Below are 25,995 nucleotides of genomic sequence, written 5' to 3'. Positions count from 1 at the left end.
CTCGCAGTACGAACCGCGAGCGTCGCCTCCCGAACGCCGCCCGGGCTCCCCGGCCGCGGGCACTGACCGCCCTACCATGGAGGCATGCCGCGCACCCTGATTCGCCCGCGTCGTCGTGTTCACGTGGTCGCGGCATCCGTCGTGGCGGGTCTGGTCGTGCTGGCTCTGGCCGGATGCGCTCAAAACTCCACGAAGCCCATCACCGACTACAAGGGTGAGCCGAAGGGTGTCGAGGCGCCGGCGAGCAGTGCGGGAGGTGCGCCGTTCTCCGTGTGGCTCAAGGGCGGGGACCAGTTCACCGTCACCCTCTACGGCAGTTCGACGTGCCCGCCGATCGCGAGCCGCTTCAAGCTGACCGGACACAACAAGATCGAGCTCACCGTGGCCGGCCCGCCGAAGGCGAAGCCCTGCACGATGGACTACGTGCCGCACACCACGGTCTTCGCCACTCCGAACACCATCGATCGCCACGGGGATGTGGCCGTCACCGGCCAGGGACTCACCTGGGTTCTGCAGGCGCTGTCCTCGAAGTAGCGCCGGCCGCCGAGTATGCACCCGGTGCCCCGCACCGGCGCATCCGTAACGCCGACGGCGAACAGCGGCCAAACGAAGGGAACCGCTCACTACCCTCGAAGTATCGGGGCCGACGTGCAGGCATCCGGATGCTCGACAGCAAGTCGCGCGGGCATCTCGCCGGCACTCCGCCAGCAGCCCCGCGAGGAGTGACACATGTTTGAGAGATTCACCGATCGAGCTCGCCGAGTCGTCGTTTTGGCCCAAGAAGAGGCCAAGATGCTCAACCACAACTACATCGGCACCGAGCACATCCTGCTCGGCCTGATCCACGAGGGTGAGGGCGTTGCGGCGAAGGCCCTCGAGTCCCTGGGGATCTCGCTTGATGCCGTGCGCGAGCAGGTTCAAGACATCATCGGCCAGGGTCAGCAGCAGCCGACCGGGCACATCCCCTTCACTCCGCGTGCGAAGAAGGTTCTCGAGCTGTCGCTGCGTGAGGCGCTCCAGCTCGGCCACAACTACATCGGAACCGAGCACATCCTGCTCGGACTCATCCGCGAGGGCGAAGGCGTGGCCGCACAGGTGCTCGTCAAGCTTGGCGCGGACCTCAACCGGGTGCGCCAGCAGGTCATCCAGTTGCTCTCCGGCTATCAGGGCAAGGAGCAGGTACAGGTGGGGGCGAACGAGCAGCAAGCCGCTCAGGGCGGCAGCCAGATCCTCGACCAGTTCGGCCGCAACCTCACGCAGGCTGCGCGCGAGAACAAACTCGATCCGGTGATCGGGCGCGAGAAAGAGATCGAGCGCGTCATGCAGATCTTGTCGCGCCGGTCGAAGAACAACCCGGTGCTCATCGGGGAGCCCGGCGTGGGCAAGACCGCCGTCGTGGAGGGGCTGGCCCAGGCCATCGTGCGCGGCGACGTGCCCGAGACGCTGAAAGACAAGCAGCTGTACACGCTCGACCTCGGGTCGCTGATCGCCGGGTCCCGCTACCGCGGTGACTTCGAGGAGCGCCTCAAGAAGGTGACCAAGGAGATCCGCACGCGCGGTGACATCATCACGTTCATCGACGAGATCCACACCCTGGTGGGTGCGGGCGCCGCCGAGGGCGCGATCGATGCGGCGAGCATCCTCAAGCCGCTGCTGGCGCGCGGCGAGCTGCAGACCATCGGCGCGACCACCCTCGACGAGTACCGCAAGCACTTCGAGAAGGATGCCGCGCTAGAGCGCCGCTTCCAGCCCATCCAGGTGGCGGAGCCGTCGCTGCCCCACGCGATCAACATCCTCAAGGGACTGCGCGACCGCTACGAGGCCCACCACAAGGTGTCGATCACGGATGGCGCGATCGTCGCCGCGGCGAACCTCTCCGACCGCTACATCAGCGACCGGTTCCTTCCCGACAAGGCGATCGACCTGATCGACGAGGCAGGCGCCCGCCTGCGCCTGTCGATCCTGTCGGCTCCGCCCGAGCTGCGCGAGTTCGACGACAAGATTGCCAAGGTGCGCGAGCGCAAGGAAGGCGCGATCGAGGAGCAGGACTTCGAGAAGGCGGCAGCGCTGCGCGACGAGGAGAAGAACCTGCTTGGCGAGCGTCTGCGGCTGGAGAAGCAGTGGAGGAGCGGCGACGTCAAGACGACGGCCGAGGTCGATGAGGGACTCATCGCCGAGGTGCTGGCGCAGGCGACGGGCATCCCGGTCTTCAAGCTCACCGAGGAGGAGTCCAGCCGGCTCGTCTTCATGGAGAAGGCGCTGCACCAGCGTGTCATCGGCCAGGAGGAGGCCATCTCGGCGCTCTCCCGTACGATCCGCCGTCAGCGTGCCGGTCTGAAGGACCCGCACCGCCCGTCCGGTTCGTTCATCTTCGCCGGCCCCACCGGCGTCGGAAAGACGGAGCTGGCCAAGGCGCTGGCGGAGTTCCTGTTCGACGACGAGTCGGCCATGATCTCGCTCGACATGTCGGAGTACGGCGAGAAGCACACGGTCTCGCGTCTCTTCGGTGCCCCTCCCGGGTTCGTCGGCTTCGAAGAGGGCGGACAGCTCACCGAGAAGGTGCGCCGCAAGCCGTTCAGCGTGGTGCTGTTCGACGAGATCGAGAAGGCACACCCGGACATCTTCAACTCGCTCCTGCAGATTCTGGAGGAGGGGCGTCTGACGGATGGCCAGGGCCGCGTCGTCGACTTCAAGAACACGGTCATCATCATGACGACGAACCTCGGAACGGCTGCCATCTCCGGTGGTCCCGTCGGCTTCCAGGCCGAGGGTGACGCCGGCAGCCAGTCGGGCTACGACCGCATGCGCGGCAAGGTGAACGAGGAGCTGAAGAAGAACTTCAAGCCCGAGTTCCTGAACCGCGTCGACGAGATCATCGTGTTCCCGCAACTCGACAAGGGCGAGCTGCTGCAGATCGTGGACCTCTTCGCCAAGCGTCTCGGCGAGCGGATGCTCGACCGCGACATGACGATCGAGCTCACCACTCCCGCCAAGGAACGCCTCATCGAGGTCGGCTTCGACCCGACGCTTGGTGCACGGCCGCTGCGCCGCGCGGTGCAGCACGAGGTCGAGGACCGGCTCAGCGAGAAGATCCTGCACGGCGAGCTGAACTCGGGCGACCACGTCACGGTCGACTTCGTGGACGGCGAGTTCGTCTTCACCACGGCTGCTCGCAAGGAGCCGGTGGGGGCCATCTCCGCCGGCCCGATCGGCACCGGCGCGACGACGCCCGACCTGGCAGCGGGCCTGTAAGGCGAGCGCATCGAAGGGGCCGGACCGTTTGGTCCGGCCCCTTCCGCGTGCCCGGATCACGGGTCCGGCCCCTCGCGCGTCCCAGACCCATGACCCGCCCCCTTCGGCGTGCCCGGGCGATTTCCACACCGGCATCCATCTGCGTCGGGTCGAGTTCGATCTGCTACTTATTGCTCGCTACCCCCTCGATCGAGGCTCCTCAGCAACACGGCCTAGGCTGAATTACGTGGCAGACCTCCTCACCGAGCCGATCTCAACTACCGAGCTGCGCGGGTTCCGGGTGCGGCGTGCGCGCACGAGCGACGTGCCGGGCATCCAGCAACTGGTGCAGCCTTTGGTGGAGCGACGCATCCTGCTCGGCAAGGAGCGGGTGGCGTTGTACGAGGCGCTGCAGGAGTTCCGGGTGGCCGAGGATCTCGAGGGTGGCCTGATCGGCTGCGGCGCTCTGCACGTGCTGTGGGAGGACCTCGGCGAGGTGCGCACTCTCGCGGTCGCAGACGGGTGGCGCGGGCGCGGCGTCGGGCATGCCATCCTCGAACGACTCGAGCACGACGCCGTCGGCCTCGGACTCAGCCGCCTCTTCTGCCTCACGTTCGAAGTGCGCTTCTTTGCACGCCACGGCTTCGAAGACATGGGCCAGGCGACCGTCGATCCCGAGGTGTATAACGAACTCCTTCGCAGCCGCGACGAAGGCGTTGCGGAGTTCCTCGACCTGGCACGCGTGAAGCCCAACACGCTGGGCAACACCCGCATGATCAAGCGCCTGTAGCGGCGCCGTCGCGGTCTCGGCGCCGCAACCAAACGGAGCCTGGGAGCGAATGCGTCGGGTCCCGGCGCGCAGGACCGCGCGCGGGTGTAGGCGCGGGGCATCCGATATCACGTCGTACGGCCGTGATTGCGCCATGCTTCCGGCGAGTTGCCTCAGCTACCGTTGCAGCGCCGCTTAACCTGTTCGCATGTCGAGCCTGAAGCATCCGGTCGGCCCCCAGCCGAACAGGATCTACTGGCGCCGCCGGCTGGTCGTAGGGCTGGCGCTGTTGGCGATCCTCGTCGTCATCCTGCTGATCGTGTTCGCCCCGCGTGGCAACTCGAATGCCTCGGCTCCCGTCGCGACGCACACCTCCACGAGCTCGACGACGAAGGCTACGACCAAGCCAACGACGAATCCGACCACGGTTCCCACAACAAAGGCGTCCGCGAGCGGCAAGGCGTGTGCGACGTCCGCCATCGATGTCGAGGCCATCACGGACTCGAACAGCTATGGCGCGGGAGCACAGCCGCAGCTCTCGTTCTCGATCACCAACACCGGAGCCAGCTCCTGCACCTTCGACGTCGGCACGGCCAAGCAGATCTTCACCGTCACCAGCGGTAACGAGGTCTATTGGAAGTCCACGGACTGCCAGACCACTCCGGTCGACACGGTCGTCCTGCTTGAGCCGGGTAAGACCCTCACCTCGAACCCGATCGCCTGGGACCGTACGCGGTCGGATCCCTCGACGTGCGGCGACAAGGCGCGTCAGGCCGCGCCCGCCGCCGGAGCCTCGTATCACCTGAAGGTTCAGGTGAACGGCGTGACGTCGAAGACGACCAAGCAGTTCCTGCTGAACTGAGCTCGTCCGGCCGGAGGCCGCAGCGATCAGAACGCGGCGTCGAGTTCGCGTTCCCGATCGCTGAGACCGCTGGCGAAGGCCAAGCGCAGGGCCGCCGCAATGCCGCCGGTCTCCCCGTCGAGGTGCTCGCGGAAGCCCATTCTCGTGGCCTCGGCCGACCGTTGACGAGCGGATGTCACGGCACGCACCTCGCCCGCGAGGCTGATCTCGCCGAAGGCCACCATGGAGTGGCCGACGGCCCGATCACGCACGGCGGATGCCACGGCGATCGCGATCGCCAGGTCTGCCGCCGGCTCGGTCAGACGTACACCGCCGACCGTCGACACGTACACATCTTTGTCGGACACGCGGATGCCCGCCCTCTTCTCGAGCACCGCCAGCAGCATTGCGAGGCGCGCGGCATCCACTCCGCTGGTGACTCTCCGCGGATTGGGTGCTGACGTGTCGATCACGAGCGCCTGCACCTCGACGGGAATTGCCCGCTTGCCCTCCATCGCGACGGTCACGCACGTGCCGGAAACAGGAGTCGCGGACCGGCTCAAGAACAACCCGCTGGGATCGGGGACCTCTGCGATGCCGTCGCCGGACATCTCGAAGCATCCGACCTCGTTGGTGGGGCCGAACCGATTCTTCAGAGCCCGCACGAATCGCAGAGCCGTCTGCCGGTCGCCTTCGAACTGGCACACCACGTCGACGAGATGCTCCAACACGCGTGGGCCGGCGACCTGTCCGTCTTTCGTGACGTGTCCCACGAGCAGGATGGGGAGGTTGCGTTCCTTGGCCACCCGGATGAGCGTGGATGCCACCTCCCGCACCTGGCTGGGACCGCCGGCCATTCCGTCCATTGATGAGTTCGCCACCGTCTGCACCGAATCGACGATGACGAGCTGGGGATCGACAGCATCGATTTGGCCCACTACAGCCGCGAGATCCGTCTCGGCCGCCAGGAAAAGACTCGGCCGGAGCGCGCCGGTGCGCTCCGCACGCAGCCGCACCTGGCCCGCGGACTCCTCGGCCGAGACGTAGAGCACGCGTGACTTTGCCGCGGCGGTGCGAGACGCCACCTCGAGGAGCAGGGTCGACTTGCCGACGCCGGGCTCGCCGGAGAGGAGGATGGCGGCTCCTGGCACGATGCCGCCGCCGAGCACCCTGTCGAACTCGTCGATACCGCTTGGCCAGTGGTAGACGGCATCCATCCCGATCTCCGTGATCGGGACGGCCGCACGATCTTCGGCGATGCGGGTCGGGGTGACGCGGGCCGATGTCTGCACCACCTCGCTCATGGTGTCCCACGCCTGGCAGTCGCCGCACTTGCCGACCCACTTGGCGGTCGTCCATCCACACACGGTGCAGCGGTATCCGCCTTGCGTTTTCGCCATCAGGTCTCCGACCGTTCGCCCTCGCGGGTCTCGTACTGCCACTTCGATCCGTCTCGGCCGAAGGCTCTGCTCGCCGTGCCGGGTTGTGGACGCGGGTTCAGGCTATGTGGAACCACCGACGGAGCCTCCCGGAACGGCCGTACTTGTGGAAGGCGGGCTGCTGTGGAGAGCGCAAGGCCTGGAGCTATGTCGGAGGTGGGTCGCACAATCACGCCATGGCAGATCAGACATTCACGCTCGGTGACGGCCGACGCATCGGCGTCTCCACGCACGGCAACCCGGCCGCGAGTCGGGTGGTGATCTTCTGTCACCCCGCGCCGGGCAGTGGAGTCTTCGACCCTGATCCGACGTTGTCGGAGACGTCGAACGCACATATCCTCGCGCTCGACCGGCCCGGCTACGGCTCGTCCGATCCGCTGCCGCAGGGCGAGTGGCCGTCGGTGGCGCGTGCGGCAGATGACATCGCCGAGTTCCTCCACGAGCGCTCCGGCCCGGGAATGTCCTTCGGCGAATCCGCCGAGCGGCACGTGTCGGCGGTGGGTTGGTCTGCGGGAGGGCGGGTGGCTCTCGCGCTTGCCGCGCGGCATCCGCAGCTCGTCGGACGGGTCGCCGTCATCGGCACACCCGCACCGAATGACGCGGTGGAGTGGATACCGAAGCCGCTGGCCGAGCAGAGCGAGGCGTTGTCGCACCTGCCGGCAGGACAGGCGTTCGAGGCCTTGATGGGCGCCTTCGCCCAGCAGGCGGAGATCCAAGGTTTCCAGCCGACCGACCCGCCACCGCTCGCGATGCTGGGCATCCGGGATGTGGACGACGACGTGCTGCAGCGACCGGGAGTTCAGCAACGCCTGGAGAGGATGCTCGCGGATTCGGTGCAGCAGGGGCCGATCGGTCAGGTGACGGACCTGCTCGCGTACACGGCGCATCCGTGGGGGTTCGATGTCGCCGATGTGAAGGCCGAGACACTGCTCGTGTACGGAACGGCGGACCAAATCGGGCCGGAACACGGAGAGTGGTATGCGTCCCAGCTGGCGAACGCCCGACGGCATGACATCGACGGGGTGGGACACCTGGTCGTGGTTCCTGCCTGGGAACGGGTGCTCGAGTTCCTTACCGAGGGGGATGAGTCGAGCGCTCGCTGAGCACTTCGTCGACGCGCTTGTCCACGAGCGGTGCGAACGCTGATGCCCACACCTCGTAGCCGCGGTCGTTGGGGTGGAAGCGGTCGCCGGCGAACAGTGTGAGCGCCCCGAGGATGCCGGCACCCTTGGTGGTGGCGTGCAGCGGGGCGACCGCAAGCCCACGGTCGCGAGCAAGCCTGTGCACGATGCCGTTCGCGGCGGCGACCTTGCGCTCGTTGCCAGGCAGGTAGAAGTAGGGGAGGTCCGCCACAATCGCGTGCCGCGGCACGGCGTCGAGAACGGCGGCAAGCGCGATCTCGAAGGAGCGGGCATCCCACGATGCGATGTCGTTGGCGCCGATCGATACGGTGACGATGTCCGGCTGCAGCTTGGCAAGCCGCGGCAGCTGATACCCGATGGTCTGCTCCACCGTCGCACCTGAGACGCTGAGGTTCACGGTGCGGACCGAGAGTCCGCTGCGGTGCGCGATGCGGTCCGCGAGGATGCCCACATATCCGAGTCCTGGTTCGCTCGCGCCGATCCCCTGGGCAGCGCTGTCGCCGAGCGTCACGAGCAGCAGCTCGCCCTCGGCCTTCGCCCGAGCCCGCCACCAGGCGGAATTCACGGGCAGCGTCTCGTTCAGTGCGCGCGCGGCGATGCGTTGCCTGGCGCGCAGCGACCTGACGAGAGCAGTTGCACCGACGACAAGCGCGACCAGACCGGATGCCGTGACGAGCGCGGCCATCGAGCCTCGCGGCATCCGTCCTCCACTTCGCACCGATTCAGCCTAGGGCGCCGGTGATCGAAGGCTGCGAAGACGCGGCCATGGCGGTTTTGCGGCCGTGGTCGGATGCCCCGCGCAAGTTGGTCGGGCGTGGCGCGGTCGCGTACAGTAGACGGCGGTACCGTGTCCGAGCGGCCGAAGGAGCATGTCTCGAAAACATGTGTGGGGGTGACTCCACCGTGGGTTCAAATCCCACCGGTACCGCCATGTGATGTCTCTGGACATCGGAATAGCCCGAACCCACGTTTGTGGGTTCGGGCTATTGGTTTTTGCGGGGTTGGTAGTCGCGTGTGGTGTCGATGGTGAGGTGTCGGAGTAGTTCGCCGGTGGTGGCGTTGACGACTGTGACGTCGAGGTCGTGGATGAGGAGTTTGACGTGGGTTCCGGCGTGGGTTCGGCCGATGCCGATGTGTCGGAGCTGGCCGGCGACGCGGAGTGTGACGGTGCCGGATTTGTCGATGCGGTCGTCGCGGACGCGGTCGTGTGTGGGGGTGTTGGTGGCTGCGGGTGAGGCTTTGTTGCCGGTGTTGTAGACGGTGGCGGGGGTGGCCCGGTGGGGCAGTGATCGGTGTGGTCGGCGGGTGTTGTATTCGACGGTGAATGCGTCGAGTAGGTGTTGCAGTTGCTGGATCGTGGCAGGTTGGTCTGGTTGCGCGGTGATCCATTTCTTCAACGTTTGCCAGAGTCGTTCGATCTTGCCTTGGGTGGTGGGGTGGTTGGGTTTCCCGTTCTTCTGGGTGATGCCGAGCCGGTGTAGGTCGTGTTCGAGTGTGGTGCGTCCTCCGGCGTTTTTGCTCCCGGCCAGGCGCACGGTGTAGACCATGCCGTTGTCGGTCAGGGTGGATGCCGGGTAGCCGTTGGTTGTGGCGGCGGTGTGGAAGGTGTCGGCGACGATCTTGGCGGTCACTCGTGGGTGCGCGGTCAGGTGGAGCAGGTATCGGGAGTGGTCGTCGATCCAGCCGATGACTTCGGTGTCGGTGCCGTCGGTGAGGCGCACGTGGGTGAAGTCGGATTGCCAGGTCTCGTTGGGCTGGTCGGCTTGGAAGCGGATGTAGGACGATTTGGGACGCTTGGCCGGTTCCGGGCTGATCATCCCTGCCCTGGTCAGGATCCGATTGATCGTGGCCCGGGACAGGGTGATGCGGTGGGTGTGCTGGAGGTGCCAGCCGATCGTGTCCGCGCCGGCGTCGAGGCCGGCCCGGACGAGGCGGCCACGGATGCCGATCACGAGATCGACGCTCGCCGCCGGGGTCGCGCCCGGTGAGGTGACCGGTCGCCTCGAGTGCGGTTGGAACGCGGCCTCGCCCTCCAACCGGTAGCGGGCCACCAGCTTGGACACCCACCCCTGTGACACCCCGTAGCGGCGAGCTGCCTCGGATTGCGAGATTCCGGACAGGACTGCGGTGATCACCAGACGCTGCTTGGTCATCCCTCAGCGTCACCGCTGAGGCATTCCCATCACCCGAGACACGCTATTCCGATCACCCGAGACACCCCATTCCAATGTCCCGAACCAGGACACCACCGGTACCGCCAGTGTGATGTCTCTGGACATCGGAATAGCCCGAACCCACGTTTGTGGGTTCGGGCTATTGCTTTCTGTGGCGGGGTTGGAAGTCGCGTGTGGTGTCGATGGTGAGGTGTCGGAGTAGTTCGCCGGTGGTGCTGTTGACGACGGTGACGTCGAGGTCGTGGATGAGGAGTTGGGATCTCGTCGTCTGGTCATGTGCACGTCACGGGCAGCTCGACGATGGTTCGTGACGTCGGATTTTGTGCCGGCACCGCCTGTACCCACCACCGTGGGCCGCCAGCGCCAACCTTGACGTCGCGAAGCAGCTGCGTCGATGAAGCCGCCCGTAACGGATCCGCTTGTGCTTCACGGACCATTGCCCTTGGCCGGGTACGTTTGCGGCGATAGCCTCGGTCGTCACGGTGCGGTGCGTGAGGAGTAGATACGGCAATGAAGCAGCGGAACGTCGATGCCCGGTTCGGCACGCAGATCTGGCTGGAACAGCATGACAGCGCTGAGCGGGTCGACGAGCTCTTCGGAAAGGCCGCCTCGCTCGGGTTTGGCCAGGTGAGGCTCTTCCTCATGTGGCCGTGGATCCAGCCCGCCTCCTCCGATGACTGGGAATTTCGGCTGTTCGATGCGGCCTTCGACGCGGCCGAGCGGTACGGCATCCGGATCAAGGCGACGTTGACCGCCAACTCCGGTCCCTGGTGGCTGGGAACCCCATCGGTGCTGCATAGTCACACTCCTACACTCTCTCCCGAGTGGCTCGATGCCGCTGCCGCCTACGTGCGGGCGTGCGTACGGCGCTACCATCGCCACCCCGGCCTCGGTCAATGGATTCTCTGGAACGAGCCGCTCTACGCATTCGCGCCCAACGACGAACCTCACTTCAGAGGCGCGGGCAGCAGCGAAGAGTGGGCGCGTGTGTTGAGCGATCGCTACAACAACGACATCGCGCAACTGAACGAGCGGTGGAGAAGCGGGTTCGGCTCGTTTGCGGAGGTACCCTTCCCCGAAGACCTCGCACATCCTGCGCACCGGTCAAGCGCCTGGCAGTCGTTCGGACCGGTCCTGGCCGATGTCGCTTTGAGGACGCGACTCCTGGGTCAGGAGCTCGACCGGATCGCCTCCTTCGTGCGCGAGACCGACCAGATCACGCCACTCTGCGTGAACCCGAACCAGGTGTTCCTGAACCTCGCTGAGTACGGATACGAGCTCACGCAGCTCGCCGGAACGGTCGACACTCTCGGCGCAAGCTTTCACGCGCCCTGGGCCTTCTCGTTCGCGACCAAGGCGGATTTCACCGCCCTGGTGTGCGCCGGCGTCCGCCTGCTGCAGAGCACGGCCGGACCGACCTCGACCGAGGTGACCGAGGTGCAGACGGGGAACACGTTTTACGCAGGCGGCACGCCCGCAGGCGTGGGGCCGGCCGAGATCGGGGCAACCTACCTTGCGCCCCTCCTCGTCGGAGCCCAGTCCGTGACGGGATGGTGCTTCAACACCCGCCAGCACGACTTCGAGGCCGGTGAATGGGGCTTGCTGGATGATGACGACGCGATCGGCGAGCGGGCCGCGACGATGCACGCCGTGAGGCGCGCGCTGGAATCGGTCGAGTCGCACATCGGTGCGTGGCAGCCGGAGCCGGTCCGCGCGGTGGTCGCGGTGAGCGAACGATCGCAAGCGGTTCAGCTGGCCATGGCGCAGGGCGGTCGGAACAATCGGTACGCAGCCTCGACGTCGGCGGCGTCCCAGGGCGCGGCACTGATCACTGTCGAGATGATGCGGCTGGGAGTGCCCACGTCACTGTCGTCGATCGACGCCATCGACCCGGGTAGCGCCCAGACTTTGATCCTGCCCAACGTCGCTGCCTGGGACGAGAGCGACGCCCGCAGCATCCTGACTCTCGCCGACAACGGGGCCACCGTGGTACTGGATGCCACCACGGGCCAGTTCGACACGGACGCCGGCCTTCACCGTCCGTGGCCCGGAACGATCGGGCCGGCGACCGGTATTCGCAGCGCTGGTCTGAGCACCGCGACGGACCGGGCGGACGGCTTCGAGCTGTTGGTCCACGGGCATCGGATCGGGGCGGTAGCGCCCGTGGAAGCCGCGGTCGACTTCGACGAGAACTGGGCGGCGGAGACGAGCATCACGCTGGAGCACAGCGGCAGCCCCGTCTTGTGGAGACGCACGTGGGGCTCGGGCTCGATCGTTTACTGCACGGTCTCGCTTACCCACTCCGCTCTTGCCGGCCCCGACGGTAGGGCCGCCGTGTCCGCGATCCTGGGTGTCGCGTGCGGACCTGTCAACGGTGCGGCCGTCCTCACCCCCGATACGGTGCTCCTACCCATCCAGGGGGAGCGGCAACAGGCGTTCGGCCTTTTCGGGCCGACCGCGCTCGAACGACACGGAACACCGATGACCGTGCTCGTCTCGCCCGGGCACTACTTCGACGCCTGGTCGGGAACCACCCTTCACACCACACCGAACGGGCTCCTGCGCCTGGAAGCGCACGACGGTATCGCGCTTTTCACCTCTCTACCCGAGTAAGCACCCCAACTCGATCCCCGGGCGTTCGAATCCCACCGGTACCGCCACGAAAACGCCCCCCGAATCCCTCTGGACAGCCCCCCGGAATCCCTCAAAAACACGGATCCGCGGCGTTTGCATCGGGCGGTCGTCCCGTCAACGAGGTCCGGGTTCGAGCATGCCGGTTTCATAGGCGAGGATCACCAACTGGGCCCTGTCGTGGGCGTGCACCTTCGACATGATGCGGTTCACATGGGTTTTGGCGGTGTGCGGCGAAATGAACAGCTCGTCTGCGATTTCCTGATTGCTCTTGCCGCGGGCGACGAGAAGCAACACCTCTCCTTCGCGTTCGGTCAGAGCATCCAATCGAGGCGCATGGCGTGAAGCCTCCGTCGAGGTGCGAACGGGACCTAGAACGTACGTCGTGATGAGGTTGCGGGTGGCCGTGGGCGATAGGAGTGCGTCGCCGGCATGCACCGATCGGATGGCCCGCGCGATTTCCTCCGGTTCGGCTCCCTTTCCGACGAATCCGCTGGCGCCCGCTCGGAGCGCGGCGACGAGGTACTCATCTTCTTCGAACGTGGTCAGGATCAGAACCCGGGTCCCGGCAAGAGAGGCATCATCGCAGATGGCGGCCGTGGCCTCGATGCCATCGCGGTTCGGCATCCGAATGTCCATCAGCACGACATCGGGGTGGAGTTCCCGGGCGAGCAGTAGCGCATCGTCGCCGTCACGGGCCTCACCGACGACTCGGAGATCCTCTTCCTGTTCAAGGATGTCTACGACCGCACGGCGGATAAGCGCTTGGTCGTCGACGACGAGCACACCGATCATTGCGGCTTCTCCTTCGCAATCGGCAGGACGACATCCACTCGGTATTCGGTGCCGGTCGCGCCGAAGGTGATGGTGCCGCGCACGGACGCAACGCGTTCGCGCATGCCCAGCAGACCGTGACCACCGACATTCGACCCAGGGTGAGGACTGGACCGGCCGGCTTGTGGGAAGGTCGGGTTGCTGATCACGATGAGGGCCTCGTCGTCACCGATCGAGATCAATACGTGGGCCCGATGTTCGCTGCCATGCTTGTGTGCGTTCGTCAGTGCCTCTTGGATCACCCGGTAGGCGACCAACTCGGCGGCTCCGTCGATGCGGGCAAGATCGCCCTCCATGCGGATATTCACGGCCAGTCCCGTTTCTCCGAACGAGGTGATCAGGCTGCCCAGCTCAGCCAGGCCGGGTTGCGGCAACAGCGAGGGGGAATCGTCGTCTCCGCTGCGCAACACCTCCAGGAGATCGCCGATTTCGCGCAGTACGGTGCGCGCTGCAACGCGGATGGCGGCCAGTGCTTCGCGCGAGCGTTCGGGCCGTGAGTCGAGTGCGGTGGAGGCGACTCCTGCGTTGAGGCTGATCACCGAGATCTGGTGAGCGACGGCGTCGTGAAGGTCGCGGGCGATCCGCAGTCGTTCCTCTGCGACCCGTCGGCTTGCCTCGGCCTCGCGGCCCTGTTCTGCACGCTCGGCCCGTTCGGTGATCGACTGGATGTATTCCCGCCGGTACCGCGTCGCGTCACCGGCGGCCGCGGCGAAAGCGACCGTCGCTGCGAATTGGATGGTCCTGGGGTCGAAGACGTTGTGGACGGAATACAGAAGGCTGAGAAGGATCAGGGAGGCGATCGCACAAGCGGTGGCGATGAGCCCGACGCGACGGCTGGAACGGTTGGTGACACCGAACATGGCTATCGCAGAGGCGAGGACGATGCCGGGGGAGAGCGTTCCGATGAGCGCTGCGGCGCCGAAGAGCGCGAGCGTGCCGGCGAGAACTTGCAACGGCCACCGTCTGCGAAGCGGCAACAGGCCGGCCGGTGCTATCAGGACGGCGATCGCGAGCAGAGTTCTGGGGCGGTACTCATCGTCGGGGAACGGAACGAACGCCGCGACCACGACCAGCACGGCGGCGAGCAAGTCCCCGACCCATGGCGGGGGAAGCGGATGGGGTCGAGCAGATGCGAGAGTAGGCGCCGTCTCGTTTCCCATTCGTCCAGTCTGCTGCCAGCTGAACGGAAACGGAGCCCCCGTCGGCGTCATATGCGATACCCCAGCCGCGGTATGCCTCCACCACCGAAGGGTGACGCGGCGAGGGTCAGAATCGCGCAGTCTGGGCAAGGCGTCGCAATCGCCGAGCATCCCAGGAGGAACCAACGATGACGACATCCATCATCAGTGTCAAGAACGTGCGCAAGTCGTACGGGAGAGGGCCGAACCGCTTCGACGCCCTCAAGGGCGTGAGTTTCGACATTCAGGAAGGTGAGAGCGTCGCCATCGTCGGAAAGAGTGGATCGGGCAAGTCCACGCTCATGCACGTGCTGGCACTGCTCGACGTACCAACGTCGGGTTCGGTCGAGCTCGAAGGCACCGACACTCGGTCGCTCAAGGGGCGGAATCTCAACCGCACCAGGAACAAGACCTTCGGTTTCGTCTTCCAGCAGTTCTTCCTGACCTCCAATACGTCGGTGCTCGATAACGTGGTGCTCCCGATGAAGATCGCGGGTATCGGACGCTCGCAGCGGAAGCGACGGGGGCTGGCGGCACTGCGGCAACTCGAACTTGACGACAAGGCCAAGAACAAGGCGGTCAATCTCTCCGGCGGTCAGAAGCAGCGCGCCGTCATCGCCCGGGCGTTGGTGAACAATCCACGCGTGATCTTCGCCGACGAGCCGACGGGCAACCTGGACTCGACCACGGGCGCGGTGGTTGAGGACATCCTCTTCACGCTCAACCGCGAAAGCGGCATCACTCTCATCGTCGTGACCCACGATGAAGACCTCGCGGCTCGCTGCGATCGGCGGATCCTGATCCGGGACGGCCTCTTGGTCGAGGAATCCGTGGCGGTGGCGGCATGAAGACGATCGATCTGATCGGCACCGCGGTCGGCAACACATTCCGGTCCAAAACGCGGACGCTTCTGACGGTTCTGGCGATCTTCGTAGGTGCGTTCACACTCACCCTGACCAACGGGCTTGGCACCGGAATCAACGCGTATATCGGGAAGACCGTCAATGCTGTGGGGGCAGCAGACGTCATGACAGTGACGCGCACCTCGCACACGAACGGTGTCGCCGCCGCGAACTCGGGACCCGTCAAATACGACCCCAATGCCATTGCCCGCACAGGCCCAGGCGCACCCGGGGCAACGGTGGTGGCGCTTACTCCGTCAGACCTGAAGAAGATCTCCGGCATCGACGGCGTGCGCAGCGTGAAAGCGACCAAATCGGTCTCGCCTGACTTCATCCAGGGCCGAAGCGGCTCAAAATACGTGATCGGCATGGGAAGCCTCATCGCCGGGCAAAGGATCCAGCTCGTCGCAGGCGTCCAGCCGGACGACTCCTCCGCCGAACAACAAGTGGCGCTGCCGACATCGTTCGTCAAACCGTTGGGATTCGGCGACAACAAGTCGGCGCTCGGTAAGAAGGTTTCCATTGCCGTCACGGACGCGCTTCGTACGCAGCACATCGTAGAAGCGACCATCGTCGGGGTGGCCGATCAGAGCATCGCCTCGCCGACCGGGCCGAGCGCCACGCCGAACGCTGCCCTGACCGACGCGCTCTTCACCGCCCAGAACACGGGCGTGCCGTCGAACCAGATTCAGCGCTATGCCGAGGCGAGCATCCGCTTCAGCCCTGGGGCCTCCGACCAGCAGGTCACCGCTCTCAAGAACCGGCTGCTCAAGTCGGGGTACACGGGAACCACGGTCGCCGACCAGCTGGGCACGTTCAAGACTGTGATCGACGGAATCGTGTTGGTACTCAACGCCTTCGCCGTCATCGCGCTCCTCGCCGCCAGCTTCGGAATCGTCAACACTCTCCTCATGAGCGTCCAGGAACGCACCAGAGAGATCGGGCTGATGAAAGCCATGGGAATGGGAAGCGGGCGTGTGTTCAGCCTCTTCAGCTTGGAAGCAGCGTTCATCGGCTTCCTCGGAAGCGCACTCGGCGCCGGTGTCGCAATCGCTGTGGGGGCGGCCGTGAGCGGAGCGCTTTCCGGATCGCTGTTGGCTAACCTGCCAGGACTGCACCTTCTCGCCTTCGACCCGGCCTCTATCGGCGTCATCATCCTGGTGGTCATGGCAATCGCATTCGTCGCGGGGACCCTGCCGGCGGCGCGTGCCGCGAAGGCTGATCCTGTCGCTTCGCTGCGATACGAATAGGTGCCGGCGCGGGCATCAGCTCGGTGAGGCGTGGGATGTCGAGACACCTTCGACCGGCCCGAATACGGGCCGGTCGAAGTCGATGTGGTGCCCCTGGAGCCACATCATCGACTGTCCACCGTCCTTCGACGCCGCCCGGAACTTCCCGGGGAGTATTGCGTCTCGGATGACTCGGACGACGGGCCCGGCAGCCTTGTCCGTGGAGGACTTGTGTCCAAGCGCGACGATCTGTTCCACACGATCACGGCGCAGCGATTCGAACGTCGTGAAGGCGATCGCCGCACTCGGGCAATCCCGCAAGCACTTCGCGAGGATAACGGCGTCCTCCAACGCCATTGACGCGCCCTGGCCGGCCGCGGGCGACGTGGCATGGGCGGCGTCGCCGATGATCGCAATGCGAGAGCCGTCGTGCCACTTCTTCACAACGGGCATGTCGTACGTGGCCCATCCGGTCAGCGGTCCCGGCGTCGCATCGATGATCTGCAAGGCAGGGCCCGCATCACCGGCCATCAGGGTGCGAAGCCAGGCGCGCCACTGCTGGTCGGTCATGCCTGACAGCTCGCCGCGAGCCGGTTCGGACTTCATGGGCGGGTTGGCGAACCAGACTGTGCCGCCGTCTGGCGTGTTCATCCACGCGAAGAAGCATCGTGTTCCGAACTGCATGCGGAAGTCTCGCTCAGGCACATCGACCGTGAAGTCCGGAATGTAGTGGCCGACATTGAGCACCGGCACGTACCGCGGTCGCGGCGCGGTCGGGTCGATGACGTGACGGATTTGCGAGTGGATGCCATCGGCCCCGATCAGGATGTCGCCGCTCGCCTCGGTCCCGTCGTCGAAGCGCACAACCACACCCGACCCGGTGTTGCTCGCCTCGACCATGCGCTTGTTGTGCTGGACCTGCACCCCATGGTGCCTCGCCATCTCGGCCAGCGCAGTGAAGAGCCTGGCGCGCGGCATCATCCTCGAGGTCAAACCGTCCGGCCGACGGAACGCCATCGGCATCGTGCCGAGCAGACGGCCTTTCCCATTGATGAAGCTGATGGTGTCGACCGGGTAGCCGATGTTCTCGATCCAATCGCCGACGCCGATGGAGCGCAGTGCATCGAGTCCGTTTGCCTGGAAGTTGATCCAGGAACCACGCTGGTCCGCATCAGCAGGTAGTTGCTCGAAGATGTCGACCTCGAAGCCGATCTTGCGTAGAGCAACGGCGAGCGTCGGACCAGCGACGCCACCGCCGACGATGAGTGCCTTGGTCATGAAGAGCGCGTCCTTCCGCGTGATATTGTTTGAGCCTCAAACGACCTTAGGACTGGATGGTTTGAATGTCAAACGACTTGGCGACTCAGATAGCTACCCTCGGGCTCGCGATGCAGCAGTACCAGGCGGCGGTCGATGACTTCGATCGCGAGATGGCCAGAGTGCTTCACGTCAACAGGACGGACCTGCGATGCCTCGAGATCCTGATTTCGAAGTTCGAGGACGACATCACGCCGCGCGAGATCGCGGCACAACTCGACCTGACGCCCGGGAGCGTCACGACCATGCTCGACCGGCTCGAGGCGGTGGGTTACGTTGTGCGCTCGCCGCACGCCGATGACCGGCGCAAGGTTCTGGTCCGCGCCACTTCGGCGGTTCGCGACCTGGCGAATTCGATGATCGCTCCCCTCCTGAAGGACAGCGAGTCGGAGATAACGGCACACTTCAGCGCGACGGAGCTCGGCACCGTCGAGCGCTTCATCAAGGGGGCCACGGTAGTGCAGCGACGCCACACCGAACGACTTCGAAGCGACGGCTGACGCCGCCTACCGCTCGCTTCCGTCACAGGCCTCAATCCCTAGAGGCTCGCGATCCACTCCTCTGTGCTCACCACCTCGGCCTGGCGAGGAAAGACCTTCTGGGTCAGGACCCTGTGCACCTCGTCATCGGCGTCGAAGCACGCGTCGTGGAGCACCGTGAGCCCGAAGTCGCGGTCCGCGGCGTCGCGGATGGTGCTGAGCACGACCCCACTCGTCGAGATGCCGGCGAGTACGAGGTCGGTCGTGCCCAAGCCGCTGAGCACGACGGCGAGATCCGAGGCGAATGCGCCGATCCGGCGCTTCACCACCACCGGCTCATCGGGCAGTGGGCTCAATGCGTCGACGATCTGGGTTGCCGGAGCCGTCTCGTCCAGTACTGCTCCGGATGCCTTTGCGGCGCCGAATGATTTGTTCCTTGCGCTCACCTCTGGCATGCCCGCCCGAAAACCGACACGCACGAACACGACGGGGATGCCGGCATCCCGAGCCGCTGCGAGCGCGCGCTTCGCAGCCGCAGCCGCCGGCTCCGCTCCGGGGCGCCCGGCGAGGATGCTGTTCTGGAAGTCCATCAGGAGGAGTGCGGTCGTCATGTCGCCCTTTCGGCATTAGACAGGTACAACTGCACAGCCTAAACTGTCTATATGGCTGAACCGCAAACGGGCGCACGAGCCGGCGCCGCCGTGGACCCAGGTGAACAGTCCCGAAACTCGGTTGTTCGGGCGCCGGAGAGCGCGACGGGGCCCGGAGCCGAACGTGCCGACCCGAGCGCGTTTCAAACCGCGATCGATCTGCGGGCGGTTATCGCCCGGTTGCTGCGGCGCTTCCGGGAAGCGGGTGCGGACGGCTCGCTCACGCCCGCGCAGGCATCCGCACTGGCGCGGCTCGCGAAGGGTGGCGTCGCGACCGTGAGTGCGTTGGCTGCCGTGGAGAAGGTCCGGCCGCAGTCGATGGCTGCAACGATCGAGGCGCTGGAGGTGGCGGGGTTCGTGACGCGGAGCCAGGATCCGACAGATGGCAGGCGTCAGCTGATTCATCTGACCGAGTCCGGTTCTGCGCGCTCCGAGAACCAACAGGAAGCCGCCGCCGCCTGGCTCGAAGAGACACTCGCCGGGCTCGACTCAGCCGAGCTGCGCGTCGTCGCCGCGGCGACGGGCATCCTCGAGCGGGTGCTCGCCTGATGGCTTTGAAGCCGCCGCCCGGGGACCGCTTCGACAGGCGGCTCCTTGCACCGATGATGCTCGGCTCGGTGCTGAACCCCATCAACACCGCCATCATCGCCGTCGCCCTCACGCCGATCGGCATCGCGCTCGGCGCTCCGGCGAGCGACACGGTCTGGCTCGTCTCGAGCCTCTACCTGGCGACGGCGATCGGACAACCGCTCGTCGGCCGACTGGTCGACATCTTCGGCGTGAAGACGCTCTTCCTTCTGGGCGGTGGGCTCGTCGCAGTCGCGGGACTTGTCGGCCTCATCGCTCCGAACGATTCAACAGGCATCTGGTGGCTCGTGGCGGCTCGCGTCATCCTCGGACTCGGAACCTGCGCCGGCTATCCCGCCGCGATGCACCTGATCCGCAGCGAAGGCGAGCGCACCGGGCTCAAGAGCCCGGCGGGCATCCTCACCGCCCTCAGCGTCACGACCCAGACCACGGCGGTCATCGGCCCTACACTCGGCGGCTTGCTCATCGCGGGCTGGGGGTGGAGGGCCACGTTCGCGGTGAACATCCCCCTCGGGCTGGCGTCGTTGATACTCGGCTGGATCTTCATGCCGCGTCGCACGGGCCTCGAGCCGTCCAAGGATGCCAGGCCCAAAATCGACTGGTGGGGCATCCTGTTCTTCGCGATCGCGATGGTGTCACTACTCGTCTTCTTGCAGAACATCGGGGTGCAACTGCTCTGGATGCTCGCGCTCGCGGTCGCCGCATTCGTCGCCTTCGCGTGGTGGGAGCTGCGCACGCCGGTCGAACCGTTCGTCGATCTCCGCGTTCTCGGCGGCAACGTTCCACTCGTGCTGACGTACCTGCGGTCGTTCCTGACCGCGACCATCGCGTATCTCTTCGTCTATGGATTCACCCAATGGCTCGAAGACGGCCGGGGGCTCACGCCTACAGCGGCCGGCCTCGTGCTGCTACCGGTCTTCGCAACCGGCATCGTCGTAGCGGTCGTTCTAGGCAGGCGACCGGAGGTGCGCTTCAAGCTCGTGCTCGGCTCCGCGGCGCAGGTCGTGGCCGGTCTCCTGGTGCTGTTCATGGGTGACGACTCCCCGATCTGGTTCATCGTCGCCGCCATGATCGTGCTCGGCATTCCTCAGGGGCTCAACAACCTCGCCATCCAGAACACCCTGTACTACCAGGCCGATCCCCGGCGCATCGGTTCGGCCGCAGGGCTGCTGCGCACCTTCATGTACCTGGGCTCGATCGCGTCGTCGGTCATCTATGGCAGCGTCTACGGCGAGCGGGCGACCACCTCCGGCCTCCACGTCCTTGGCTGGGTGGTGCTCGGAATCGCCATCGTCTTCCTGCTGATCAGCGTGCTGGACCGCTCGCTGTCTCGCATCGGCCGAGAGTCGAAGGATGCCGCGACGCAGCAACAGTCGGTGCGAACGTCCGAGCGCTAACCGGGAGGCTCGTCGGAGAGCGGATCGGTCGCCAGTCATGCGGCTGCGCCGGCTCCTCTCAAAAAGACCGAGGTGACGGCGGCGGCACTCTCTTCTATTCCACGGCGCCCGCTCGCGGTCGCCGTGAGCGCTCCCTTGATCAACCCGGAGAACAGGTCGATGTGCACATCGGACGGGAGATCCCGCCTCAGCGAGCCGTCGGCGATTCCGCGGCGAAACAGGGCAAACATCGGTTCGGTCACGCGGGCATCGAAGTCCGGGTACATAGAGCTGTAGCTGCTGCTGTCGGCATCGAGGGCGACGTATTTGCTGCCGGTGGCGATGACGGCGCGCGCGAGACGGGCCAAGCCCTCGTCGAACGGCACCGCGTCAAGGTGGGCGTCCTCTATCCGTGCGGCGAGCTCGCGCACACTCGCCTCCGCCATCGCGGTGAGCAGGGACTCTCGATTGGGGAAGTAGCGGTAGAGCGTTGCCCTGCCGATGCCGGCAGACGTCGCGATCTCATCCATGCTCGCCGCGTCGCCGCGCGCGGCGAGGACGGTCGCGGCACTGTCGATGATCGCCGCTTGCGTGCGAAGGCGTGCTGCTTCGCCCCTGGTCGCTTTCACGGTTCTCAACGCCTCCCGGTGAGAGCATAGCTGGGCTATACAGAAAGGTCTCATTGTGAGACGCTGATGTCTCATCATGAACATGGGAGGAATGATGTTTGCACGGGTACAAACGGTTCGTCAGCCCGCCGAGAAGCTCGACGCGCTGAGCGGCCTGGCGCGTGAGCAACTCGCTAGCGCGCCCGACCTATCGGGCTTCCAGGGCTTCTATTACCTCGTCGATCGGGATAACGGGAAGGCTCTGGTGATCTCGTTCTGGGAGACCGAAGCCGACGTACGTCGACTCGAAGCCAATAACGCGTCAGTCCGCGAACGGGTCAAAGCCGAAGCAAGACTGGAGTCACCGCTCTCCGAGATATTCGAGGTGGCCGTCAAGGCGTAACGCGGCTGTGTCCGGACGACGCGCCGAGTGACAGCCGCGTCGCCTCATACGGTCGCGTCAACCCGTGCGGCCTCAACTGTGCGGTGCCGCCGGCGCCGAACGACCATAGTCGCGAGCACCGCGAGGGTGATCAGCGCGAGCACGGACTGCTCCGCAACCGCGGCGGGCCCCGTTGGTCCGGCGTGCAGCAGCAAGCCGACCGCGCAGTAGGTGAGGATGGCGCCGCAGCCGAAACCGAACGCATCCGGGCGGGCACGGAAGGCGAACAGGATGCCTGCCACGATCACCACGAGCATCCCTGCGACCGAGAGCCACGGCGAGAACGGGTGGAGCAGGCCGAACGCGAGCTGGAACGCCCCGCTCAGCACCAGGCCAGCGACAAGCGACGCGACAAAGCCGGTGCCACGCCCGGGTGCCGAAAGCGGTTCCCGCCTGAGGCGCACTGTGAACGCGACGACGATGAGGGCGACAGCGATCACGACGGTGGCGATCAGCTGCCACGCATCGGCCATGAAGCCACCCGCTGCCCAGGAAGCGAAGAAGATCGCCGCTCCGCCCAGCACGTAGAGCACGGCGGGTACCGCGAGCCAGCCCGGGTGGCGCACCCAGGGCTGCTCTCCGAACGCGCCCTCCATCACTGCGATCGGCGATCCGATACTCCACACCACGTGCAGCGTGAGCACGAACACCAGCCAGGGTCCTGCCGTGCCGATCCACGGGATGAATCCGTAGGCGAGCAGGTGCTGGCCCACGTAGTCGGGGTTGAAGAGGGACTGCGTCACGACTCCCTCCTCGATGACGCCGAAGGCGAGGGCGAGCACCAGGATGCCCGGCCATCCGAGTTGCGCGCGTCGTGCGAGTTCGCGGATCAGCACCGCTGCCGAGCCGTAGAAGGCGGTGAACAGCACGAGTTGGGCGAACTGCTGCCCAAGCGACGCCATCCCGTTCAAGTACTGATCGCCGAGAAGGAACTCCGCCGTGACGGCGGAGGCCACGGCGAGCGAAAGAGTGCGCAGAAACGTCTTCATGCGGCAACCCTGCTCTCTTGATCGAGGGCGGGAACACGGCATCCGTCACGGATGGCACGTGACATTCGTCACGTGCGGCACGGTCGCGCGGCGGCTCAGTCGTCGATCGGCACCGTTTCGTCCAGGAACTCGTCGACGACGGCGTGGAATCGCTTGCGAGCATCCCGTCTGACGAAGTGGCTGGCTCCCTCGATGACCCTGACATCGGCGCCGAAAGTCCGCGCAATCGCACGATGATTGGCCGTGATCCCTATCGCGATGGTGCCCGTGACGATGTGCACGGGTACCGACCTCTCCGCCAGATCTGTCAGCAGCGTGGTCCAGGCTCGCGTCGGGATGACGTCACCGTTCAGAACTAACGCCACATCCATCCGTTCCTTCGCCAGAGACCATTCGGGGAGTTCGTCGGCCGGCCAGAGAGGAAAGAGTTCGCCGATCTCCCGTCGGCGTTCGGCATCCGGCATCGCCTGCTGGCGTTCGAGTGCCGAGGCGGCTGCAGCGGCCACGCCGCGGTCCTGGTGAGGTGTGACCGGGAGGCGCCAGAACGGATCCTCGAGCACAACGCCCGCCAGGCCTTGAGGGTGAGATGCTGCAACCGCGGCGCCCGCAGACCCGCCGGCAGAATGCCCGAAGACGATGAGAGGGTCGCCAGCGAGGAATGGCGAGATGGTGTGCAGAACCTCCTCGGCGATGACATCGCCGGGATGACGCTGCAGCAACTCCGGAGTCCACCTGGGCGACAGCCCATGTCCGCGCGGGTCCACGCAGAGCACCCGGAACCCGCGGCCGACCCAGTGCTGAGCTGTGACGCGCAGTGTTCCAGCCGATTCGGCCAGCCCAGGCAGAGCCACTATCGTTCCGCGGCGCCGGCCGTGAGCCGGCGCCAACTCTTCGACATGCAGGTTCATCGGTCCAGGGCCTCAGGAAAAGCAAGCGGTCGGCCAAGCACGATCCGCTCCAGCTCGGAGGCCACATGGTCACCCAGGCGACGGATCTCTGTGCCCATCGAACCGGAGATGTGTGGGGTCAGAAAGACATTCGGCAAGGTGTAGAGCTCGGATTCCCGCGGGAGGACCTCGGGGGTCGTCACGTCGAGGATGGCTTCGATGCGACCCGTGCGCAGCTCCACGAGGAGGGCGTCCTGGTCGACGATGCCGCCACGCGAGGTGTTGATGAGCGTGGCGCCGTCGGGGATCGCAGCCAGGAGATCGGCGTCGATCATGCCCTCGGTCGATGCGTTGAGCGGTGGGTGCAGTGTGACGACATCACTGGTGCTCATGAGCGTATGGAGGTCGACGCGCAGTGCGCCTAGGCGTCGCGCCTCGCTTGCGGTGAGGTACGGATCGTAGATCTGCACGTGAAGGTCGTGGTCGCGGAGTCGCTCGAGAACAATTCGGCCGATGCGTGACGCACCTACGATGCCTACGGTCTTGTCGCGGTTTCCGCTCGTGGGGAATTCGAGCTCGCGGTCGATCCGTGCTCGTCGTTGGCGATACATCCGTCGTGCTTGGAAGGCCCGCTTGTTCGCCAGAACGATCATCGCAACGGTGAACTCGGCGACGGGAATCGCGTTCAACCAGCCGGCATTGGATACCTGGATGCCTCGGCTGAATGCACTCGCCGGCAAGAGCGACGAGCCCTGCCCGCCGGCGTACAGGAGATATCTCAACTTCGGCGCGCCATCGAGGTCCGCGTCGCTGAGGGCAGGCGCTCCCCAGCCCGTGATAAGCACTTCGGCGTCGGCTAGGGCGCGTCGGGCGTCCACATCGTCCAGGGAGCTGAAAGGCGCCTTGCTCAGAGCCTTGGCGCCGTCGATCCGCAACGAGTTCAGGTCGGCGCCGAACAGATGATCCGCGAGGTCGGGCGGGCTCATCATGATGGCGAAGCTCACAGCCGACCTCGCCGGTTCCCCATGGGGCCGTGCCGCCGACTCGGTCTTGCCAGGGGCGCTCGTCATTGAAACCTCATCGATCAGTGTCGTTCACGGCGGAAAGCCCGCAGCACTGAAACTAGTTACAAGATGCACGGATTGCAACTGCCTCTGACGAGAACCATGGTCTGTCGGCGAGGGCTGCGAATCAGACGCGTGCTGCTGGCGGGGCGACCGAGCCGCGCCGCACGAAGGATGGCTGCAGAAGCACGTGCTGCGCCGGCTCGAGTCCCAGCGCGATCTTCGCGGCGTGAACGCCTACCTCGAAGAACGGCGGGTGCACCGTCGTCAGGCCGGGGGTGAGGTCCCCGACGAACGGCACATCGTCGAAGCCCACGATCGAGAGGTCTTCAGGAATCCGGATGCCCAACGACCTCGCCGCTCGATAGCTGCCGACGGCGATGTTGTCGGTCATCGCGACGATCGCCGTCGGTCGTGCGTCGCTGGACAGGAGTTCTCGAGCCGCGGCTTCGCCGGCTTCCTCCGTGTTGGCCGCATTGCCGACCAGGTCCCTGGGGTGCGGCAGCCGGTGGCGGCTCATCGCCTTTCGGTACCCGTCGATGCGCTGTTCGGCCGTCGTCATGCCTTTGCCTTCGCCGAGGTACCCGATGCGTGTGTGGCCGAGTGCGACCAGCTCGTCCACGGCCACACCCACGCCGGCTCGGTGGTCATAGTCGACGCTGACGATGCCTGGTGCGCCCTTCACCGGAGGGCGTCCGCACAGCACAAGCGAGGCGTCCACATCGGAGAGATCCTTCGCGTATCCCGCAATTCGTGAGTCGAATTCGGCGTCCGACTCCGTGGAACCGACGTACAGCACGGCCCGCGTTCGCTGTTCCCGCAGTGTGGAGACCAGTTCGCGTTCCCGCTCCCGGTCGCCCTCCGTCGTCGAGATCAGCAGCAGATGCCCGTTGGCTCTCGCGACGCTTTCGGCGCCGGCTGCCAGCGATGCGAACGTGGGGCCGATCATCGAACGAACGACGAAGGCGACGGTGCCAGGGCCTCGCCCGGTCATCGCCCGTGCGAGTCCGTTGACGACATACCCGAGCTCGTCAGCGGCAGCGAGCACCCGGGCACGCGTGTCGGCATGCACATTGCTGTGACCACCGAAGACCCTTGAGGCCGTCGCGGGGGATACGCCTGCCCGCGCGGCGACGTCGCGAAGGTTCGCTGCACCCACTCGAGCTGGACCGCGCGAACCGCCCTGTCGCGGGTTGAGAGCTTTGCGTGCAGTGGACATGCAGGG

General features: G+C 65.9%; 24 protein-coding genes and 1 tRNA gene. 13 read left to right on the top strand and 12 right to left on the bottom strand.

Features of this window, described 5'->3' with window-relative positions; translation table 11 throughout:
• Positions 1 to 84 precede the first annotated feature (84 nt).
• From ACO2Q7_RS08130 to ACO2Q7_RS08115, 4 genes are all read left to right on the top strand, one after another.
• A complete protein-coding gene (locus ACO2Q7_RS08130) occupies positions 85 to 534 on the top strand; it encodes a hypothetical protein (RefSeq protein WP_423355100.1) in 450 nt (149 codons plus the stop codon).
• A gap of 195 nt (positions 535 to 729) precedes the next feature.
• Positions 730 to 3,252: an ATP-dependent Clp protease ATP-binding subunit gene (locus tag ACO2Q7_RS08125; RefSeq protein WP_423355099.1), complete on the top strand. Its 2,523-nt coding sequence runs from the start codon at positions 730 to 732 to the stop codon at positions 3,250 to 3,252.
• Between the two features lie 226 nt (positions 3,253 to 3,478).
• Positions 3,479 to 4,021 (top strand): amino-acid N-acetyltransferase, encoded by a 543-nt coding sequence (locus tag ACO2Q7_RS08120; RefSeq protein WP_423355098.1) that lies wholly within the window; start codon positions 3,479 to 3,481, stop codon positions 4,019 to 4,021.
• 187 nt (positions 4,022 to 4,208) lie between these two features.
• Positions 4,209 to 4,862 (top strand): hypothetical protein, encoded by a 654-nt coding sequence (locus tag ACO2Q7_RS08115; RefSeq protein ID WP_423355097.1) that lies wholly within the window; start codon positions 4,209 to 4,211, stop codon positions 4,860 to 4,862.
• A gap of 26 nt (positions 4,863 to 4,888) precedes the next feature.
• On the opposite strand, the gene radA is transcribed toward ACO2Q7_RS08115, so the two are convergent.
• On the bottom strand, positions 4,889 to 6,241 hold the full coding sequence (gene radA, locus ACO2Q7_RS08110) for a DNA repair protein RadA (RefSeq protein ID WP_423355096.1): 1,353 nt from the start codon (positions 6,239 to 6,241) through the stop codon (positions 4,889 to 4,891).
• Positions 6,242 to 6,456: 215 nt separating this feature from the next.
• On the opposite strand from radA, the gene ACO2Q7_RS08105 reads away from it, so the two are divergent.
• Positions 6,457 to 7,383, top strand: a complete 927-nt coding sequence (locus tag ACO2Q7_RS08105; protein WP_423355095.1) for an alpha/beta fold hydrolase — start codon at positions 6,457 to 6,459, stop codon at positions 7,381 to 7,383.
• Here the strand turns inward: ACO2Q7_RS08105 and ACO2Q7_RS08100 are convergent.
• Positions 7,352 to 8,140: an SGNH/GDSL hydrolase family protein gene (locus ACO2Q7_RS08100; protein WP_423355094.1), complete on the bottom strand. Its 789-nt coding sequence runs from the start codon at positions 8,138 to 8,140 to the stop codon at positions 7,352 to 7,354. The genes ACO2Q7_RS08105 and ACO2Q7_RS08100 overlap by 32 nt on opposite strands.
• 123 nt (positions 8,141 to 8,263) lie before the next feature.
• Here ACO2Q7_RS08100 and ACO2Q7_RS08095 point away from each other — a divergent pair.
• Positions 8,264 to 8,353 (top strand) — tRNA-Ser (locus tag ACO2Q7_RS08095).
• Positions 8,354 to 8,405: 52 nt separating this feature from the next.
• On the opposite strand, the gene ACO2Q7_RS08090 is transcribed toward ACO2Q7_RS08095, so the two are convergent.
• Positions 8,406 to 9,575, bottom strand: coding sequence for an integrase core domain-containing protein (locus ACO2Q7_RS08090; protein ID WP_423355093.1), 1,170 nt, complete (start codon positions 9,573 to 9,575; stop codon positions 8,406 to 8,408).
• Positions 9,576 to 10,106: 531 nt separating this feature from the next.
• On the opposite strand from ACO2Q7_RS08090, the gene ACO2Q7_RS08085 reads away from it, so the two are divergent.
• Positions 10,107 to 12,209 (top strand): beta-galactosidase, encoded by a 2,103-nt coding sequence (locus ACO2Q7_RS08085; RefSeq protein ID WP_423355092.1) that lies wholly within the window; start codon positions 10,107 to 10,109, stop codon positions 12,207 to 12,209.
• Positions 12,210 to 12,344: 135 nt separating this feature from the next.
• Here the strand turns inward: ACO2Q7_RS08085 and ACO2Q7_RS08080 are convergent, their stop codons facing one another.
• Both ACO2Q7_RS08080 and ACO2Q7_RS08075 read right to left on the bottom strand, forming a co-directional pair.
• Positions 12,345 to 13,022, bottom strand: coding sequence for a response regulator transcription factor (locus tag ACO2Q7_RS08080; RefSeq protein ID WP_423355091.1), 678 nt, complete (start codon positions 13,020 to 13,022; stop codon positions 12,345 to 12,347).
• Positions 13,019 to 14,221: a sensor histidine kinase gene (locus tag ACO2Q7_RS08075; RefSeq protein WP_423355090.1), complete on the bottom strand. Its 1,203-nt coding sequence runs from the start codon at positions 14,219 to 14,221 to the stop codon at positions 13,019 to 13,021. Before ACO2Q7_RS08075 ends, ACO2Q7_RS08080 begins: the two co-directional genes overlap by 4 nt.
• Positions 14,222 to 14,388: 167 nt before the next feature.
• Between ACO2Q7_RS08075 and ACO2Q7_RS08070 the strand changes: the two genes are divergently transcribed.
• Positions 14,389 to 15,087: an ABC transporter ATP-binding protein gene (locus tag ACO2Q7_RS08070; protein WP_423355089.1), complete on the top strand. Its 699-nt coding sequence runs from the start codon at positions 14,389 to 14,391 to the stop codon at positions 15,085 to 15,087.
• Positions 15,084 to 16,391: an ABC transporter permease gene (locus tag ACO2Q7_RS08065; protein WP_423355088.1), complete on the top strand. Its 1,308-nt coding sequence runs from the start codon at positions 15,084 to 15,086 to the stop codon at positions 16,389 to 16,391. The genes ACO2Q7_RS08070 and ACO2Q7_RS08065 overlap by 4 nt, the downstream gene beginning before the upstream one ends.
• Before the next feature lie 15 nt (positions 16,392 to 16,406).
• Here ACO2Q7_RS08065 and ACO2Q7_RS08060 read toward each other — a convergent pair whose 3' ends face one another.
• On the bottom strand, positions 16,407 to 17,648 hold the full coding sequence (locus tag ACO2Q7_RS08060) for an FAD-dependent monooxygenase (RefSeq protein WP_423355087.1): 1,242 nt from the start codon (positions 17,646 to 17,648) through the stop codon (positions 16,407 to 16,409).
• A gap of 65 nt (positions 17,649 to 17,713) precedes the next feature.
• Between ACO2Q7_RS08060 and ACO2Q7_RS08055 the strand changes: the two genes are divergently transcribed.
• The gene (locus ACO2Q7_RS08055; protein WP_423355086.1) at positions 17,714 to 18,187 is read left to right on the top strand and encodes a MarR family winged helix-turn-helix transcriptional regulator; all 474 of its coding nucleotides are present in this window, start codon (positions 17,714 to 17,716) and stop codon (positions 18,185 to 18,187) included.
• A 38-nt stretch (positions 18,188 to 18,225) separates the two neighbouring features.
• Here ACO2Q7_RS08055 and ACO2Q7_RS08050 read toward each other — a convergent pair whose 3' ends face one another.
• Positions 18,226 to 18,777 (bottom strand): cysteine hydrolase family protein, encoded by a 552-nt coding sequence (locus ACO2Q7_RS08050; protein WP_423355085.1) that lies wholly within the window; start codon positions 18,775 to 18,777, stop codon positions 18,226 to 18,228.
• A 51-nt stretch (positions 18,778 to 18,828) separates the two neighbouring features.
• On the opposite strand from ACO2Q7_RS08050, the gene ACO2Q7_RS08045 reads away from it, so the two are divergent.
• Complete coding sequence (locus ACO2Q7_RS08045) at positions 18,829 to 19,365, top strand: MarR family winged helix-turn-helix transcriptional regulator (RefSeq protein WP_423355084.1); 537 nt, start codon at positions 18,829 to 18,831, stop codon at positions 19,363 to 19,365.
• Entirely contained in the window at positions 19,365 to 20,801 is a 1,437-nt protein-coding gene (locus ACO2Q7_RS08040) for an MFS transporter (protein ID WP_423355083.1), read from the top strand. Before ACO2Q7_RS08045 ends, ACO2Q7_RS08040 begins: the two co-directional genes overlap by 1 nt.
• 35 nt (positions 20,802 to 20,836) lie before the next feature.
• On the opposite strand, the gene ACO2Q7_RS08035 is transcribed toward ACO2Q7_RS08040, so the two are convergent.
• Entirely contained in the window at positions 20,837 to 21,409 is a 573-nt protein-coding gene (locus tag ACO2Q7_RS08035; RefSeq protein WP_423355082.1) for a TetR/AcrR family transcriptional regulator, read from the bottom strand.
• A 76-nt stretch (positions 21,410 to 21,485) separates the two neighbouring features.
• On the opposite strand from ACO2Q7_RS08035, the gene ACO2Q7_RS08030 reads away from it, so the two are divergent.
• A complete protein-coding gene (locus tag ACO2Q7_RS08030; protein ID WP_423355081.1) occupies positions 21,486 to 21,791 on the top strand; it encodes an antibiotic biosynthesis monooxygenase in 306 nt (101 codons plus the stop codon).
• A 44-nt stretch (positions 21,792 to 21,835) separates the two neighbouring features.
• On the opposite strand, the gene ACO2Q7_RS08025 is transcribed toward ACO2Q7_RS08030, so the two are convergent.
• The 4 genes from ACO2Q7_RS08025 to ACO2Q7_RS08010 all read right to left on the bottom strand — a co-directional run bounded on the left by ACO2Q7_RS08025 (position 21,836) and on the right by ACO2Q7_RS08010 (position 25,989).
• Positions 21,836 to 22,819, bottom strand: coding sequence for a hypothetical protein (locus tag ACO2Q7_RS08025; RefSeq protein ID WP_423355080.1), 984 nt, complete (start codon positions 22,817 to 22,819; stop codon positions 21,836 to 21,838).
• 95 nt (positions 22,820 to 22,914) lie between these two features.
• The gene (locus ACO2Q7_RS08020) at positions 22,915 to 23,727 is read right to left on the bottom strand and encodes an alpha/beta hydrolase (protein WP_423355079.1); all 813 of its coding nucleotides are present in this window, start codon (positions 23,725 to 23,727) and stop codon (positions 22,915 to 22,917) included.
• Positions 23,724 to 24,776 (bottom strand): hydroxyacid dehydrogenase, encoded by a 1,053-nt coding sequence (locus ACO2Q7_RS08015; RefSeq protein ID WP_423355078.1) that lies wholly within the window; start codon positions 24,774 to 24,776, stop codon positions 23,724 to 23,726. Before ACO2Q7_RS08015 ends, ACO2Q7_RS08020 begins: the two co-directional genes overlap by 4 nt.
• Positions 24,777 to 24,897: 121 nt before the next feature.
• A complete protein-coding gene (locus ACO2Q7_RS08010; RefSeq protein ID WP_423355077.1) occupies positions 24,898 to 25,989 on the bottom strand; it encodes a LacI family DNA-binding transcriptional regulator in 1,092 nt (363 codons plus the stop codon).
• Positions 25,990 to 25,995: the final 6 nt, after the last annotated feature.

Origin of the sequence: Rathayibacter sp. KR2-224 (genome assembly GCF_049446075.1) — a bacterium.
In the GTDB taxonomy this organism is placed as follows: domain Bacteria; phylum Actinomycetota; class Actinomycetes; order Actinomycetales; family Microbacteriaceae; genus Humibacter.
This window is presented reverse-complemented; position numbering and strand designations above follow the sequence as displayed.